Genomic DNA, 14,886 nt, shown 5'->3' with positions numbered 1-14,886 from the left:
GAGTTACACAGATGTAGTTTCGACCGCGCCCGCCTGGATTCCGGAGGATGTTTCACGTGAAACATGACGGCGCGATCCCGGCCCCGGACTCCGCCCGGGAGGTGTTCGGAAGCGGACTCGATCGCGCCCTGCGCTATGCGGAGATCCTGGCGGACGCCGGAGTCGAACGTGGTCTGCTGGGCCCACGGGAGGCCCCTCGACTCTGGGACCGCCACCTGCTGAACAGCGCCGCGGTGGGTGAGTTGATCCCCAGCGGTTCCGTGGTGGGAGACATCGGAAGCGGGGCCGGGCTGCCCGGCATTCCGCTGGCGATCGCCCGACCCGACATCCGCGTCACACTGATCGAGCCGCTGCTGCGGCGGGCCACGTTCCTGACGGAGGTCATCGACGATCTCGGGCTGAACACCGTCGCGGTGGTTCGTGGGCGAGCCGAGGATCCGGCCGTGCGACGGGAGCACGGCGAACTCGATGTCGTGGTCTCGAGGGCGGTGGCGTCGCTGGACAAGGTGGCCCGCTGGAGCGCGCCGCTGCTACGCAGCGGTGGCGTGATGCTGGCGATGAAGGGGGATCGCGCCGAGGCGGAGATGTCGGAGTACGGTGCGACGCTGCAATCGTTGGGCATGACCGACGTGGAAGTGATGAGATGTGGCGTGGACTATTTGATGCCGCCGGCCACCGTGGTCGTCGGTCATCGGACGGCCTCCGGACGGTCCGGTCGCGGTTCACGCCAGCCCGGCGACAAGAAGGGGAGATGACCGTGGCACACGGTCGCGACGACAGCCAGGCGCCCGATGTTTCACGTGAAACATGGCACCAGGGGGACGAGTTCGACACGCCGATCGGCGCGGCCGCCGAACGCGCGATGCAGGTTCTGCACACCAATCAGCGACTGCCGCGGCCCTCGACGCGGCGGGTGTTCACGATCGCGAATCAGAAGGGCGGGGTCGGTAAGACGACCACGGCGGTGAACATGGCCGCCGCCCTCGCGGTACAGGGACTCAAGACGCTCGTCATAGACCTGGATCCGCAGGGCAACGCCAGCACCGCGCTGGGCATCGAGCGACGGCAGTCCGGCACGCCCTCCTCCTACGAGGTGCTGCTGGGGGAGATGCCGCTGGCCGAGGCGCTGCGTCAGAGCCCGAACAATCCGTTGCTGTACTGCGTACCGGCCACCATCGATCTGGCCGGCGCGGAGATCGAACTCGTGAGCATGGTGGCCCGCGAGAACCGGCTCCGCAACGCGCTCGCCGAACTGGACGACACCGATTTCGACTACGTCTTCATCGACTGCCCGCCCTCGCTGGGACTGCTCACCATCAATGCACTGGTGGCCGCACCCGAGGTGCTGATCCCGATTCAGTGTGAGTACTACGCACTGGAAGGTGTCTCGCAGTTGATGAACAACATCAACATGGTGAAGTCCCACCTGAACCCGCGGCTCGACGTCACCACCGTCCTGCTGACGATGTATGACGGCCGCACGAAGCTGGCCGACCAGGTGGCCGACGAGGTACGCCGCTACTTCGGTGACAAGGTGTTGCGCACGGTGATCCCGCGCAGTGTGAAGGTGTCGGAGGCCCCCGGCTACAGCATGACCATCATCGATTACGACCCGGGATCGCGGGGCGCGATGAGCTATCTCGACGCCAGCCGCGAACTCGCCGAGCGGGGCACGACAGAGAAGGGACAAGCATGACGCAGTCGTCACGACGTAAGGGCGGGCTCGGCCGCGGGCTCGCGTCGCTGATCCCGACCGGTCCGGCCGAGGACCAATCGGGCAGCCTGGGTCCGCGGATGGGCGATGCTGCCGCGGATGTCGTGCTCGGGGGACCCGCACCCGCTCCGGTCGTCGGCGATATCGGCGCGGTGTACCGGGAGATCGATCCGTCCGCGATCGAGCGCAATCCCAAGCAGCCGCGGCAGGTCTTCGACGAGGAGGCGCTGGCCGAACTGGTGCACTCCGTCCGCGAGTTCGGCCTGATGCAACCGATCGTCGTGCGTGAGCTGGAGACCGAGGAGCCCGCCGGCGTCCCGCGATACCAGTTGGTGATGGGGGAGCGCCGCCTGCGCGCGGTGCAGGAGGCCGGCCTCGCCACCATTCCGGCGATCGTCCGCGAGACCACCGATGACAACCTGCTGCGCGACGCCCTGCTGGAGAACATCCACCGGGTGCAGTTGAACCCTCTGGAAGAGGCGGCCGCCTACCAACAGCTGCTCGACGAGTTCGGGGTCACTCACGACGAGCTTGCGGCCCGCATCGGGCGGTCCCGCCCACTCATCACCAACATGATCCGGTTGCTGAGATTGCCGATCGCCGTGCAGCGGCGGGTGGCGGCGGGTGTGTTGTCGGCCGGTCATGCCCGGGCATTGCTCACCCTGGAAGGTGGTCCGGAGGCGCAGGAGGAGCTGGCGGCCCGCATCGTCGCCGAAGGGCTGTCCGTCCGGGCGACCGAGGAGGCCGTGACACTGGCCAACCGCGGTGGTGGCACCACACCCACCGCCCCGCGGCGGAAGCCGATTCAGATGCCGGGGTTGCAGGACGTCGCCGAGCGGCTGTCCGGCGCGTTCGACACCCGGGTGACGGTCAGTCTGGGGAAGCGGAAGGGCAAGATCGTCGTCGAGTTCGGCTCCGTCGACGATCTGCAGCGAATCGTCGACCTGATGGACCAAACGCGCGGCTGAGGGGTCCGTCCGACCACACGGGGAAGATACGTCACTGTGACACCAACCTGGTCCGGTTCCGCCCGGTTCGGGCGTCGCGCCGCAAATACTTTGTGGCGCAGGTTCTTTGACTACGGGCCGGCCACATCGGCCGGATATCGTCCGGCACTGGTCGGCACGGGCGATCCTCTCCTATCCTGGAGAGGTTGCGGCGTATGACCGCAGCACATGGAGGCTCCGGTATCTAGTGTCTGCTCGTATCACGCCCTTGCGGCTCGAGGCATTCGAGCAGTTGCCCAAGCATGCCCGCCAGTGCGTCTTCTGGGAGGTGGACCCGAACGCCGCCGGCGGCGACGATCACCTCGCCGACCCGGAGTTCGAAAAGGAAGCCTGGTTGTCGATGGTCATGCTGGAGTGGGGTTCGTGCGGGCAGATGGCCCTCGCCGCCTCCAGGGGACCGGACCGGCCCGAAGCACCCTGCCAGGGCTACGTTCTCTATGCGCCCCCGCACGCGGTACCCCGCGCGCAACGCCTTCCGACCGGACCGGTGAGCGCCGACGCGGTGCTGCTGACGTCGATGGGAGTCGAACCGGGACAGGCCGACGACGGGCTCCCGGAGCAGCTGGTCGGTGGAGTGGTCAACGAGCTCGTCCGACGCGGGGTCCGCGCACTGGAGGCGTTCGGCCGAACCCCGGAGTCGTCGCGGCTGCTGGAGCCCGGGGCGGCCGAGCCGGACGTCCTCGATGCCGTCAGCGCGCTGGGTGACTGCTCGTTCGAGCACTGCATGATCGAGGCGGACTTCCTCGAACGGGTGGGGTTCGTCGTGGTGGCTCCGCACCGTTTCTTTCCGCGGTTGCGCCTGGAGCTCGACAAGGGCCTGGGCTGGAAGGCGGAGGTCGAGGCGGCGCTGGAGCGTCTGCTCGAGAACGCGCAGATGCAGCAGCCGGTGGGCGCGGGGGCGGGGCCGTTCACCGCCGCGGCACGCTGAGCGGCTGTCAAGCGGGAGCCCGGACGCAGGCCCGGGACGTGAACGGGAAGCTCAGACGAGGACCGCGCGCAAACCACGCGTGAAAACCTCTGCCCGGCAGAGGATCTCGACTCAGAGTGATCCGGTCTTGCCGGCCTGTTCCATCGACATCTCGTGGGCGAGGAGCTCGGCGAACGTGAAAGTTCCTGTGGGACGGTCGTTCTTGCCGAGGAGGTAGAGTCGTTTCACCGCGGCGAGGATGCCCTCGGCGATGGCGTCCCGACTCTGCGGATTGACCAGCATTGCGCGGTCGCGCGGATTGGTGATGTAGCCGACGTCGACCTGAACGGTCGGCATGCGGGTCAGGCGAAGCAGATCCCACGTGCGGCCGTGCGTACGGCAATCGCGTAATCCGGTGCGGGCCACGATCTCTCGCTGAATGAAGTCGGCCAGATTGCGGCCGATCGTCGAGACCGACCCGTGCGAATTGCCGAAATGGAAGGACGCGACCCCGCTCGCGGCGGGGCTGGGCAGGGTCGCGCACCGCAGGCTGATCATGAGGTCGACACCGATGGCGTTGGCCGTGGCGGCGCGCTCGGCGTCCGAGGGGCTGTGGCCCGCCGGGCGGGAGGGGAAGGTCTCCATACCGATCGCGGTCATCCGGCCCTCGAGACGACTGGCCAGGTCCCACAGGATGTCCGCTTCACTGATCGGACCCTCGGGGCCCTGGGTGATCAACCCCGGGTCGTCACCGCCTCGGCCCGGGTCGATGATGATCCGCTTGCCGGACAACTTCGGCCCGGATCGGCGGACCTGCTCCTCCTCGCGGATCGCGTGGGGCGAGCCGCCGGTGACGCGGGAACCCAGGAAATACAGCGAACGCAGGGTCTCCGGCCCGCAGATACCGTCGGCGGCCAGACCGTACTCGCGCTGATAGGACATCAGCGCGTTGTGCGTCTGCAGGCCGAAGTGCCCGTCGACCATGTCGGTGTAGAAGCCGAGGTCCTGCAGACGGGACTGCAACGTGGCCACGTCGTCGCCGTACATGGGGGCCCCGAACTGGTGGTGCAGCGTACGGGCACCCAGCCGGTAGGAGGCCTCCTTGAGCGCCCGGTAGGTGGCCTCGCCCACCCGGCCGTCCACCAGCAGGCCCCGGTGCTGCTGGAACGCGCGCACGGCATGGTCGAGTTCGGCGTCGAAAACATCCGCGGCGACGTGGCGGCCGGTGCTCAGGTCCGAGTCCGGACAGTCCAGCAGGCCCAGCGCCGACAGGGCGGCGCGGATCTCGGTGACGGCGCTGCTGCGGTCACCAAAGCGCAGCGCATCGCCGGAGTCTTCGCGGCGCGGACTCGACATAGACCTCGACATAGACAAGGGGCCCTTCGGTTGCTTGGTCGGCCGCCGGCAGGCGCCCACCCTGGCAGAGAAGACTGGCGATATTGTCGCAGACATGCGCCCGAATCAGGAAAACGCCGGGCGCGTCAGCGCCGCCGAACGGGCCGGCCTGGTCGGCGTTCTACCAGGTCGCCGGCTTGTTTCGGGGACGTGCCGGGATTGCGCGGGGACGATGGTTCCAGACCGGCCCGGGGGCCGGCCCGGACCCGGTCCACGAGACGTCCCGGCGGTCATGCCGACGGGGTAGGTCCCGCGGCCGACCTCAGGTCAGGACACTGGGTGTCAGGACACTGGGTGTCAGGACACTGGGTGTCAGGACACGACGTCGGCGAGCTCGCGCAGCAGCGCGGCCTTACCCTTGGCCCCGACGATCCGCTTGAGCGGCTGGCCGTCCTTGAACAGGATCATCGTCGGGATGGACACCACCTGGAAGTCGCGGGCGGTGCCGGGATTGGCGTCCACGTCGAGCTTGGCGACCGTCAGCTGGCCGGCCTTCTCGGTGGCGATCTCCTCCAGCACGGGGGCGACCATCCGGCACGGGCCGCACCAGGTGGCCCAGAAATCGACCAGGACCGGAGTCGAGCTGTTCAGGACGTCCTCGGCGAACGAGTCGTCGGAGACCGCGACGGTGGCGGTGTCCTCGGTGTCAGTGGCCATGGGGTGTGCTCCTATCGGGGGATGTGGCACCGGCGGGTGCCGGGTCGGGATGGACCGGAGGCGGTCAGGCTTCGGCGAGCCAGCGCTCGGCGTCGATGGCGGCCGAACAGCCGGTGCCCGCGGCGGTGATGGCCTGCCGGTAGGTGCGGTCGACCAGGTCGCCGGCGGCGAACACACCGTCCAGCGAGGTCGCGGTCGTGCGACCGCGCACCAGCACGTAGCCGTCCTCGTCCATGTCCACGGCGCCCTTGACCAGCTCGGAGCGCGGGTCGTGACCGATGGCGACGAACATGCCGGTGACCGGCAGCTTGGACTCCTCGCCGGTGACGGTGCTGCGCAGGCGCAGCCCCGTCACGGTGCTCTCACCCTCCACGGCGAGGACCTCGCTGTTGGTGATCCAGCGGATCTTCTCGTTGGCCTTGGCGCGGTCGAACATGATCCGGGAGGCGCGGAACTCCTCGCGCCGGTGCACGATCGTCACGCTGCGCGCGAACTTGGTCAGGAACGTGGCCTCCTCCATCGCGGAGTCACCGCCGCCGATCACGGCGATGTCCTGTTCCTTGAAGAAGAACCCGTCACAGGTGGCGCAGGCGCTCACACCCCGGCCCAGCAGTTCCTGCTCGCCGGGCACTCCGAGGTAGCGGGCGGCCGCGCCCATGGCCAGGATCACCGCGCGGGCGCGGTGGGTCTCGCCGCCGGCGGTGGTGACGGTCTTGACCGGGCCGTCCAGGGCGACCGATTCCACGTCTTCCATCTGCAGGTCGGCACCGAACCGCAGGGCCTGCTCGCGCATCTCCTCCATCAGCACCGGACCGTCGATGCCCTCCTTGAAGCCGGGATAGTTCTCGACCTCGGTGGTGGTCATCAGCGCGCCGCCGAACGACGTCCCCTCGAAGACGAGCGGGGAAAGCTCGGCGCGTGCGGTATAGATGGCGGCGGTGTACCCGGCGGGACCCGAGCCGATGACGATGACGTCGTGGATGGGCGTGCTGTCGGACATGAGAGCCTTTCTGCGGTGGCACGGCAAGCAACAACAGGGTATGCCGCGGTGTTCCCGCGCGTCAGGGCCGGGCGACCCTGGTCTCGGCGAGCAGGCCGGTGTCCGCGGCGCTGCAGGACGGTTCGACCATCAGCGCGGCCAGAATCCCGGGCTTCTCGCCGGCCAGCAGCAGGACCACGGCGCTGCGATCCTCGAGGTGGACGGGCTCGGCGCCCAGTACCGCGGCCCCGGCACGATAGCCGAGTCCGGTCAGGCAGGAGGCCCGGCGCTGCGGGTCGCCGAGCGGGCCGAGGTCGGGGGCACGCTCGAGCAGTGCCAGCAGCTCGGTATCCGACAGCGGTATCACCGGCGCGGCGCGGCTGACGGTGATCCGTTTGGCGGTGGCCAGTGTGCCCGGCCCCGATGAGGTCGTCACGGGGGAGCGCAGCAGCGCCGGGACACCCACGACCACCGCCGCGATCAGCGCGGCGGCCCCGGCGGTCGCCGCGGCCAGCCGGGCCGCAGGGATCGGGCTGCGTGCGGCATGGCGGGCGGGCCCGGGTTCGGGTCTCATCACCCGGTGCCCCGAACCGCCCGGATCGGCCGCCTCGTCCACGGACCCAGTGTGCACGGACCCGGCCCGCACCGGCCCAGTGTGCACCGGCCCAGTGTGCACCGGCCCGCGCGGTGTCACGCCGCCAACAGGGCTGCCAGGCGCGCACGCCCGCGCGCGCATCGGCTCTTGACCGTGCCCGCGGGCACGCCCAGCAGGCGTGCGGCCTCGGCGACCGGGTAGCCGTCCAGGTCGACCGCGGTCACCGCGGCCCGCTGCTCGGCGGGCAGGCTCAACAGCGCCCGCCGCACGGTGACGGCGGTGACGACCTGCGCCGATGGGTCGCACTGGGTGGGCTCGCCGTCCAGTGGCGCGTGTTCGGTGGCCCGGCGCAGCTGATCGAGGCAGGCGTTGAGGACGATGCGGTAGAGCCAGCTGCCCACGGCGGCCTGGTGCCGGAAACCGGCCGCGCCGCGGTGGGCGGCCAGCATCGCGTCCTGCAGCGCGTCGGCGGCGTCCTCGGCGGTGCGGGTGTGCAGCCGGGCCAGCCGGTGCAGCCGTTGGTGGTGCCGGCCGTACAGCTCGGCGAACGCGTGGGGGTCGCCGGCGAGGTGCGCGGCCAGCAGGGCGGCATCACTGCGGTCACCGGGGCGCGGAGCGGGCGGAGGGCTGGCCACCCGACGGACGCTAGGAGCGCGCCGTGCGGGAGGCACTTCACCGGCTCGGCGGCTGTGGACAACCGCCGGGGCCGGGTCAGGAGGCCGCGCGGACCTTGATCTGGGACAGGTCGGTGCGGCTCTCGCCGTCGACGGTGCCCAGCGTCGGGATCCACACCAGCAGGTTCGACGTCGGCGCCGACGCGTTCACCGGAATGGTGTTCTCACCGCGCTTGACCGCCGTCGGCGAGGTCAGGGCGGTGGTGTCGTCGAGGCTGGACGGGTTCGGCGACGACGACGAGCGGATCTGGATCTTCGTTCCGGTGCTGGTGACGTCGAGGCTGACCGACCCCACCCTGGTCGGTGTGGGCAGCTCGAGCATGAGCCCGACGCCGTTCTTGAAGTCGGGGAAGGGCACGGCGTCCGAATAGGTGTCGGTCGACCAGGCGGTGCCGGCCTTGCCGTCGATGGCATTGCCGGCGGTTTCGGGCGAATCGGCCTCCCCCTCGGGGGAGAACACGGTCGCCCGCACGGGCTGCACCAGCTGACCGGCCGGGGCGTTGGCCGTATCCTCCCCGGTCTCCTCCGACGACGGTGGGTTCAGCCCCAGCTGGTCACCGTTGATGCCGCCGCCGACATCCCCGAAGATCCTGCTCAGCACCGTCGCCAGGACGATCAGCGCCACCACCACGACGACCCCGGCGGCCCCGACACCGACCATCAGCGCACGTTTGCGGCGCCGCTGATCGCCGGCATCCTCCTCGGGAGCGTCGGGCTCGGCGGTGGCCGCCACCCGGGCCGGCGGATCCACCGGCTCGATGAGGTCGGTGCGGTCGGCCAGCGCGGTGGCCTGCTGCAACAGGTTCAGCAGGGTGGCCGCCGTGCGGATGCCGCCGCTCTCCTGGACCGAGCGCGCCGCGGCCGCCGAGATCTGGAACGGAATGCGCCGGTCGGTGGCGCGGGGTTCGACCGGCTGACCGGCGGAGTCGGTCTCGGCGGGCGGCAGTCCGCTGGGGGTGCCGTCTTCGGGCAACGGCCAACGGTCGACCAGCAGCGCATACAGCGCCGCCCCGATCCCGCGGATGTCCTGTTCCGGGGTGGCGTCGGGCAGGGTGGCCGGGAATGCCAGGGCGACGTCGCCCTCGATGCTGACCCGGATGCGGCTGGGATGGTCGATCGACAGCGCCACGCCGCTCTGGTGTGCGCTGTCCGCGGCGGCGGCCAGCGACTGGACCGCCCGGGCACCGCCGATCGGGGACGGCGAGGTGTCGGCGACCTCCTGCAGCGACCCGCCCCGGATCCATTCGGAGACCACCAGCCCGCCGGCGCCGGTGTCGGCGACGTCGAGGACACGGGCCACGCCCGTCCGGTCGAGGCGGCTGAGCTTCAGCGTGCGCGACAGGATCTCCTGCAGTTCCCCGGCGGGTAGCGCACCGTCGGGGTCGACGAAGGTGAGCGCCACCTGGCGGTCGAGCGCCGTGTCGAGAGCCTGCCAGAACTGCAGGTGGGGCGGGCCGCCGTGGAACACCAGCAGCCGGTAGCGGCCGCCGGCGATGCTCGCACCGGGGATCAGGTGGATGTCGTCGCCCGACCCGGTGTTGTCGGTGGCCGGCCCGCGCGGGGCGTCGAAGGCCAACGGTTCACGGGTGGGGTCGCCGGCGAAATCCGTGTTGGGACGGCTCGGCGGCACCGGTCCCGACACCGAACCGACCGCACGGTCGGCGGCGGGCTCGGCGGCATCGGCGGGAGCGCCGGTGGGTTCGGCGGAGGAGTCGGTGCTGGCGTCGTTGCTTGAGTCGGTGCCGGACTCGTGCGACGCCGGGTCAGGTGCGGTGACCGACCGGGGCAACTTGGTGGTTCGGGCCCCCCCGATGTCCGAAGGCTGACTGCCCGAGGGGTCGTCGGTCACCACCGGTCCTTTCCCGATGCCGTCCCCGGCGACGCCGGCCGGGGGCCCCGACCGCGGCGGCGACGGCGCCGCCCGCGGACCGGGAATGGGCTGATTCCTCTGCTCAGGGTACGTGACACGGGCCTCGGAGCGCCCGGAGTCGGGGGCCGTCACCGGGCCTGCGCGCCGCCGTCCGAGCCGGCCGCGCACGGCGGCGACGGCGGCCCGGGCCTCGGGGACGTCGGCGCCCAGCAGCACGCCGGCCACGATCGGCACCATGATGACGGCCAGCACCAGCAACCGCAGCAACGAACCCGCACCGCCGTGGTCGGTGGTCAGTGCCGCCAGGCCGAGCAGGCGGTCGGCGAGGTAGGCGATCAGCCCCGCCAGCAACGACGCGGCGATCGTCACCAGAATCGTGCGGATCACCGCCAGATTCAGCAACCGGCCGCCCGGCGGTTGCAGGGCGCGGCGCAGCAGCACGTAGCCGACGACGGCTCCGGCCAGGAACCCCAGCCCGTTGGCGGTGCCCAGGAAACCCGCCACCAGTTCCGGGTCGTCCGTCACGTGCGGGGCCGCCAGCGAAGCGGCGATCTTCACCGCGGTGATGACCACGATGATGAAGATCGGCGTCCAGGGTTGTTCGCGGGCGTAGAACACCCGCAGCTGCAGCAGCACGAGTGCGTAGGGGATGAGCGTGAACGACGACAGGGCGATCGAGATGCCCAGATAGTTGGCGTCGACCTCGCCGAAACGGCCGTAGGCGAACAGGGCGGTGCCGATGGCCGGTCCGCCGACGGTCATGAACGCCACGATCGGGATCAGCGTGATCATCGTCAGCCGGGTGGCCAGCGACAGGTCGGCCAGCACCGCCGGGAGGTCGTCGGCGGCGGCGTTGCGGCTCAGCCGCGGCATCACCACCGTCAGCACGGTCACCCCGATCATGCCGAACGGCAGCTGCAGCACCAGCCAGGTGTAGGTGTAGATCGCCGGTCCCGACGCGGCGGCGGTACTGGCGATCTGGTTGCCGACGACCAGGCCCACCTGGCTGATCAGGACGTAGAGCACCATGGCGGCGGCCATCGCCCCGAAGCGCTTGAGCCGGTCGTCGATGCCCCACAGCGGGCGCAGGCTGATCCGTTCGCGGCGGATGGCCACCAGCAGCACCGCGGTCTGGGCGAACACCCCGAGGGTGGTGCCGATACCGAGCACCAACAGTTTGGCGTTGCCCATCTGCACCGGATCCACCGACAGCGGCCCGGGGACGATCAGATAGAGCCCCAGGGTGGCGATGGCCACCACGTTGTTGACCACCGGCGCCCACGCCGGCGGCCCGAACACGTTGCGGTTGTTCAGGATCGCCATGAACACCGACGACAGGCCGTAGAAGATCACCTGCGGCAGCAACAGGTAGGCGAACGCCCGGGTCAGCGTCTCGTTGACCTGGGGGTCGCCGCCGAGCATCATCCGCACCAGCAGCGGTGCGGCGGCCACCGACACCACCGTGGTGGCCAGCAGCAGCGCGGTGGCCAGGGTGACCAGCCTGCGCACGAACGCCGCGCCGCCGTCGGCATCGTCGCGTTCGGCGCGGGCGAGCACCGGCACGAAGATCGCGGTGAAGGTGGCCTCCAGCACCAGCGCGGCGATCAGGTTGGGCAGCTGGTTGGCGACGGTGAACGCGCTGGACAGCGCCGCGCCGAGGATCGCCGCCAACAGCACGATCCGGATGAAGCCGGTGATCCGGCTGACCAGCGTCGCCAGCGCCATGCCCCAGGAGCGTGAGACCACCGCGGCGTCGGTGAGTTCGGCGCGCACCGCCCGGGTGCGGGCGCCCGGGCGCACCCACACCGACGACGGGCGGTCGGGCCGCTGCGCCCGCGGCGGCGGTCGGCGGTCGGCCGGGTGGGCCCGCGGCGTCGGTGTCCCGGGCGGTGGAGGTCCTGCGGTCATGGTCGGTGTGCTCGGGGCCGGTCGAGGTCGGCGCGGTCGGGCTGGCCGCGGAAGCGATGCCACAGCCGTCGCCCGGTCAGCACCGCCAGCACCGCTCCGGCGGTCAGGGTGATGAAGAACAACACCTTGCCATAGGCGTTGGAATGCACCGACAGGCGTACGGGCTCGCCCAGCGCCAGACCGTCGGGGGTGCGCAGCGAGACGTCGACGGCCACCCGCTGGGTGAAGTGCACCTCGATGGGCACCCGCACGGGCAGGAAGCCCGGCGGCAGTTCCTGTTCACCGATATCGGTGACGGTCATCCCCGGCGGCGCGTCGACCTGCAACCGGACGCGGATGGGCACCGCCAGGTCGTTGCGCAGGGCCAGCGGCAGGGGGCTGCGCTCGGTGGCCAGCGTGTAGGAGCCCCCGGGGTTGACGATCGTCACGGCGTTGAACAGATCGTCGATCGTCGCGCCCACCGCGCCGAGGCGCCGGGCCGCCAGGTCGTTACGGATGTCGGCCGGTTCGGCCTGGCTCAACGCGCGCAGCATGTCCTCGCGCAGTGGGGCGGTGTAGGCCTGGCCCGTCAGCCCGGTCTGTGGGTTGGTGGTCAGCGCCGCGGTCAGCCCCCACAGGCGGCCGACCTGGCCGGAGATCGTGTTGACCACGTCGTCGCTGAACCGTCCGCGCCCGGGCGGGACGGGCCCGCCGAGAACCGGGGGCTGGGCCTGGGCCGGGGCCTGGGCCCGGGAGTCGGCGATCACCGCGCTCAGCGGCCGCGGCACGGCCAGACCGGAGCGGATGGTCATCGCCAGCGCCGACAGCAGCGCCTGGGCGTCCTCGGGGCGCAGATTCCAGGTGGTGGGCGGCATCAGGATCTGGGCGCGGGGCACGGTGTCCGGGCTCAGGCCGCGCCACAGGAGCGAACCGAGCGCATCCTGGCGCCGGGCCGTCAGCGAGTCGTGGCGCAGCGGGATCGTCAGCGACTCGTCGAGGTAGGACGGCGCGGCGGGAGCGGTTCCGGCCGCGGCCAGCGCCGCACCGACGGTCGGGTCGAACGGCGCGGTGACCACCTGCGGCGAGACCCGCTGCGGGGTCAGGTCGGCGGTAGCCGCCAGCCCGGTTCCGGAATCGGCCGCGGCACAGTCGGCCGCGGCGACGGCCACCGTCGGGCCCTGGGCGTCGAGCAGATCGACCACGGCCGGGGTCAGGGGGCCGTCGCCGAGCAGGGTCGCTCCGCGGGTGGTGCGCACGCCCAGGATCTGGTCGGCCAGATCCGCCGACCCCCGGGTGGCGAACGCGCTGAGGCCCGGGTCGCCGACCCGGGCCACCGCGTCCAGGCTGGCCTGGGCGTAGGGGGTGGTCGTCACGCACATCTGCGAGGCCAGCGTGCGGAGCCGGTCCAGCCAGGCCACCGCGGCGGCCTGCCCGATGCCCGGGTGGCTGGGCGCGGTCGGCCCCGCCGCCCCGTCGGTGACGACGTAACCGCCGGTCATCGCGTTGACCGTGACCAGGAGGTCGGGGTCGACCGCCAGGCACAGTGACCGGGCCACCTCCCCGCCGGGGTCGACTGTCGGGCCGGTGATGAACTCGACGGCGTCGAGCAGGGTGTCGAGACGGCCGCCGTCGGCCAGCGACGTGGCGAGCACGTCGTCGGTCAGCCGCACCGGTGTGACGCCGCCGGGGACCCCGGGCGCCAGCCGGGGCTTGTCGGCCAGCGGCCACAGCATGGTGATCTGCACCGGCCGGGTGGTGTCGGGGGCGACCACCTCGTTCACGGAATCCCCTGACGAGCCCCCGGGCGCGGCGCCGGGTGCCCCGCCGCCGGCGTCCCCGGTGCTGCCGGCGCGGGGCGGCAGGCCCAGGACCGGCAGCAGGAACCGCGCGTCGTCCAGGCGCGCGGGCGCGCCGTAGTCCGGTGTGCCGTTGATGTTGACCAGCAGCGGATAGACCCCGGGGGTGTCGAGGCCCAGCGCGGGGTCCGACAGTGAGCGCAACGGGTAGGAGAACCGGAAGTCGGCCTGCTGGCCGCGCTGCAGCTCACCGGCGACGTTGATGAACTCGGCCACCGGCTCGAACTGGGAGTTCTCCCCGCCGAGGTCGGTGCGCAGCTGGGCCGAGGAGCTGACCGCCGGGGCGTGCTCCAACCGGGCGACGATGTCGCGGACCGGTCGGTCCCCGACGTTGGCGACCGTGCCGGTGACGGTGACGACGGGGTCGCTGGCGGTGGTGATGACGTCCGGGCTGACGCTGTCGATGCGCACCGAGAGGAACTGGGTGGAGCCGGGTTCGCCGGCGGCGGCCTGCGGTATCACGCCGGGCAGCAGGACCGCGGCCAGCAGTGCCAGCACCCCCACGATGCGGGGCAGCGGGGGCCGTCGTTGCCGCCCCCCTCGCCGCGCGGGTGTCACGGCGCCGGCCCGCAGCCGTTCGTCCGGCCGGAGGACGACTCGTCGGGACGGCGGCGGTTGCGGGTGTGCGAGTGCGTCTGGGGACGCCGGCGCGGCGAGCTGGGCGGCAACGGGGGCAGGGCCGCCGGCCCATGGGTCTGCAGCATGTGGATCAGCTCCCCGGCGACCTGGGCGAGCCGGCGTTCGTCGGCGTAGGCCAGCCGCGCCGGCAGCTCGTGCAGGGGAACCCAGGCCACCTCGGAGACCTCGACGTCGTCGTCGCTGAGCTCGCCGCCGGAGAACCGCAGCAGGTAGTGGTGCACCGTCTTGTGCACCCGGCGGCCCTCGGTGACGAACCAGTAGTCGATGCTGCCGAGCGCGGCCAGCACCTTGCCCTCGATGCCGGTCTCCTCGGCGACCTCACGGATGGCGGTCTGCTCGGCGGTCTCGCCCTGTTCGATATGCCCCTTGGGTAGCGACCACAGCATCCGGCCCCGCCGGTCGATCCGGCCGATCAGCGCGGCCACCTGCTCCTCCCGCGGCCCGTCGAGACCATCGATGACCAGCCCGCCGGCCGAGGTCTCGTGGACGGTGCGCAGCCGGTCGTGGCCCTTGCGGCCGGGTCGGGAGCGGTGCGGTTTGGACGGCGCCGCCGATGCGGCCGGGCCGCCGGATTCGCCCGGCGCGGCCGAACCGGGAGTCTTGTTGGCGTCGGTGTTGGCGTCGGCACCGACGGCGGTGCGGGCACTCGGAACGGATTCGGGCACGTTCGGTGAGCCTAATGTGCACGCGCGCGGCCGGCCTAATG

General features: G+C 71.4%; 12 protein-coding genes. 4 read left to right on the top strand and 8 right to left on the bottom strand.

Annotated features, from left to right (window positions below; translation table 11 throughout):
- Positions 1 to 47: 47 nt before the first annotated feature.
- From rsmG to CSR00_RS18300, 4 genes are all read left to right on the top strand, one after another.
- Positions 48 to 755 (top strand): 16S rRNA (guanine(527)-N(7))-methyltransferase RsmG, encoded by a 708-nt coding sequence (rsmG, locus tag CSR00_RS18315; protein WP_099023855.1) that lies wholly within the window; start codon positions 48 to 50, stop codon positions 753 to 755.
- The gene (locus tag CSR00_RS18310; RefSeq protein WP_099023854.1) at positions 752 to 1,696 is read left to right on the top strand and encodes a ParA family protein; all 945 of its coding nucleotides are present in this window, start codon (positions 752 to 754) and stop codon (positions 1,694 to 1,696) included. Before rsmG ends, CSR00_RS18310 begins: the two co-directional genes overlap by 4 nt.
- Complete coding sequence (locus tag CSR00_RS18305; protein ID WP_099023853.1) at positions 1,693 to 2,682, top strand: ParB/RepB/Spo0J family partition protein; 990 nt, start codon at positions 1,693 to 1,695, stop codon at positions 2,680 to 2,682. Before CSR00_RS18310 ends, CSR00_RS18305 begins: the two co-directional genes overlap by 4 nt.
- A gap of 226 nt (positions 2,683 to 2,908) precedes the next feature.
- A complete protein-coding gene (locus CSR00_RS18300) occupies positions 2,909 to 3,649 on the top strand; it encodes an acetyltransferase (RefSeq protein WP_099023852.1) in 741 nt (246 codons plus the stop codon).
- A 111-nt stretch (positions 3,650 to 3,760) separates the two neighbouring features.
- Here CSR00_RS18300 and CSR00_RS18295 read toward each other — a convergent pair whose 3' ends face one another.
- From CSR00_RS18295 to CSR00_RS18260, 8 genes are all read right to left on the bottom strand, one after another.
- Positions 3,761 to 4,984 (bottom strand): N-acetylmuramoyl-L-alanine amidase, encoded by a 1,224-nt coding sequence (locus tag CSR00_RS18295; RefSeq protein ID WP_099023851.1) that lies wholly within the window; start codon positions 4,982 to 4,984, stop codon positions 3,761 to 3,763.
- Positions 4,985 to 5,335: 351 nt separating this feature from the next.
- On the bottom strand, positions 5,336 to 5,680 hold the full coding sequence (trxA, locus tag CSR00_RS18290) for a thioredoxin (RefSeq protein WP_099023850.1): 345 nt from the start codon (positions 5,678 to 5,680) through the stop codon (positions 5,336 to 5,338).
- A 64-nt stretch (positions 5,681 to 5,744) separates the two neighbouring features.
- Positions 5,745 to 6,680, bottom strand: a complete 936-nt coding sequence (gene trxB, locus CSR00_RS18285; RefSeq protein ID WP_099023849.1) for a thioredoxin-disulfide reductase — start codon at positions 6,678 to 6,680, stop codon at positions 5,745 to 5,747.
- A gap of 61 nt (positions 6,681 to 6,741) precedes the next feature.
- Entirely contained in the window at positions 6,742 to 7,275 is a 534-nt protein-coding gene (locus CSR00_RS18280; protein ID WP_245906228.1) for an RsmA family anti-sigma factor, read from the bottom strand.
- A gap of 74 nt (positions 7,276 to 7,349) precedes the next feature.
- Positions 7,350 to 7,889: an RNA polymerase sigma factor SigM gene (sigM, locus tag CSR00_RS18275; protein ID WP_099023848.1), complete on the bottom strand. Its 540-nt coding sequence runs from the start codon at positions 7,887 to 7,889 to the stop codon at positions 7,350 to 7,352.
- A gap of 76 nt (positions 7,890 to 7,965) precedes the next feature.
- Positions 7,966 to 11,706, bottom strand: coding sequence for a murein biosynthesis integral membrane protein MurJ (gene murJ, locus CSR00_RS18270; protein ID WP_099023847.1), 3,741 nt, complete (start codon positions 11,704 to 11,706; stop codon positions 7,966 to 7,968).
- Entirely contained in the window at positions 11,703 to 14,039 is a 2,337-nt protein-coding gene (locus tag CSR00_RS18265) for a hypothetical protein (RefSeq protein WP_245906226.1), read from the bottom strand. The genes murJ and CSR00_RS18265 overlap by 4 nt, the downstream gene beginning before the upstream one ends.
- A 56-nt stretch (positions 14,040 to 14,095) precedes the next feature.
- The gene (locus CSR00_RS18260; protein WP_099023846.1) at positions 14,096 to 14,845 is read right to left on the bottom strand and encodes an NUDIX hydrolase; all 750 of its coding nucleotides are present in this window, start codon (positions 14,843 to 14,845) and stop codon (positions 14,096 to 14,098) included.
- Positions 14,846 to 14,886 lie beyond the last annotated feature (41 nt).

The sequence above is a fragment of the Mycolicibacterium palauense genome (assembly GCF_002592005.1).
Taxonomy (GTDB): Bacteria; Actinomycetota; Actinomycetes; order Mycobacteriales; family Mycobacteriaceae; genus Mycobacterium; species Mycobacterium palauense.
The sequence above is the reverse complement of the archived record's forward strand: the minus strand, read 5'-3'. Positions and strand labels throughout refer to the sequence as shown.

Excerpts from the sequence above, each read along its gene's own strand:
- CSR00_RS18310 (WP_099023854.1), top strand. The coding sequence starts at position 752 with ATGACCGTGGCACACGGTCGCGACGACAGCCAGGCGCCCGATGTTTCA.
- trxB (WP_099023849.1), bottom strand. The coding sequence starts at position 6,680 with ATGTCCGACAGCACGCCCATCCACGACGTCATCGTCATCGGCTCGGGT.
- murJ (WP_099023847.1), bottom strand. The coding sequence starts at position 11,706 with ATGACCGCAGGACCTCCACCGCCCGGGACACCGACGCCGCGGGCCCAC.
- CSR00_RS18295 (WP_099023851.1), bottom strand. The coding sequence starts at position 4,984 with ATGTCGAGTCCGCGCCGCGAAGACTCCGGCGATGCGCTGCGCTTTGGT.
- rsmG (WP_099023855.1), top strand. The coding sequence starts at position 48 with ATGTTTCACGTGAAACATGACGGCGCGATCCCGGCCCCGGACTCCGCC.
- CSR00_RS18305 (WP_099023853.1), top strand. The coding sequence starts at position 1,693 with ATGACGCAGTCGTCACGACGTAAGGGCGGGCTCGGCCGCGGGCTCGCG.
- trxA (WP_099023850.1), bottom strand. The coding sequence starts at position 5,680 with ATGGCCACTGACACCGAGGACACCGCCACCGTCGCGGTCTCCGACGAC.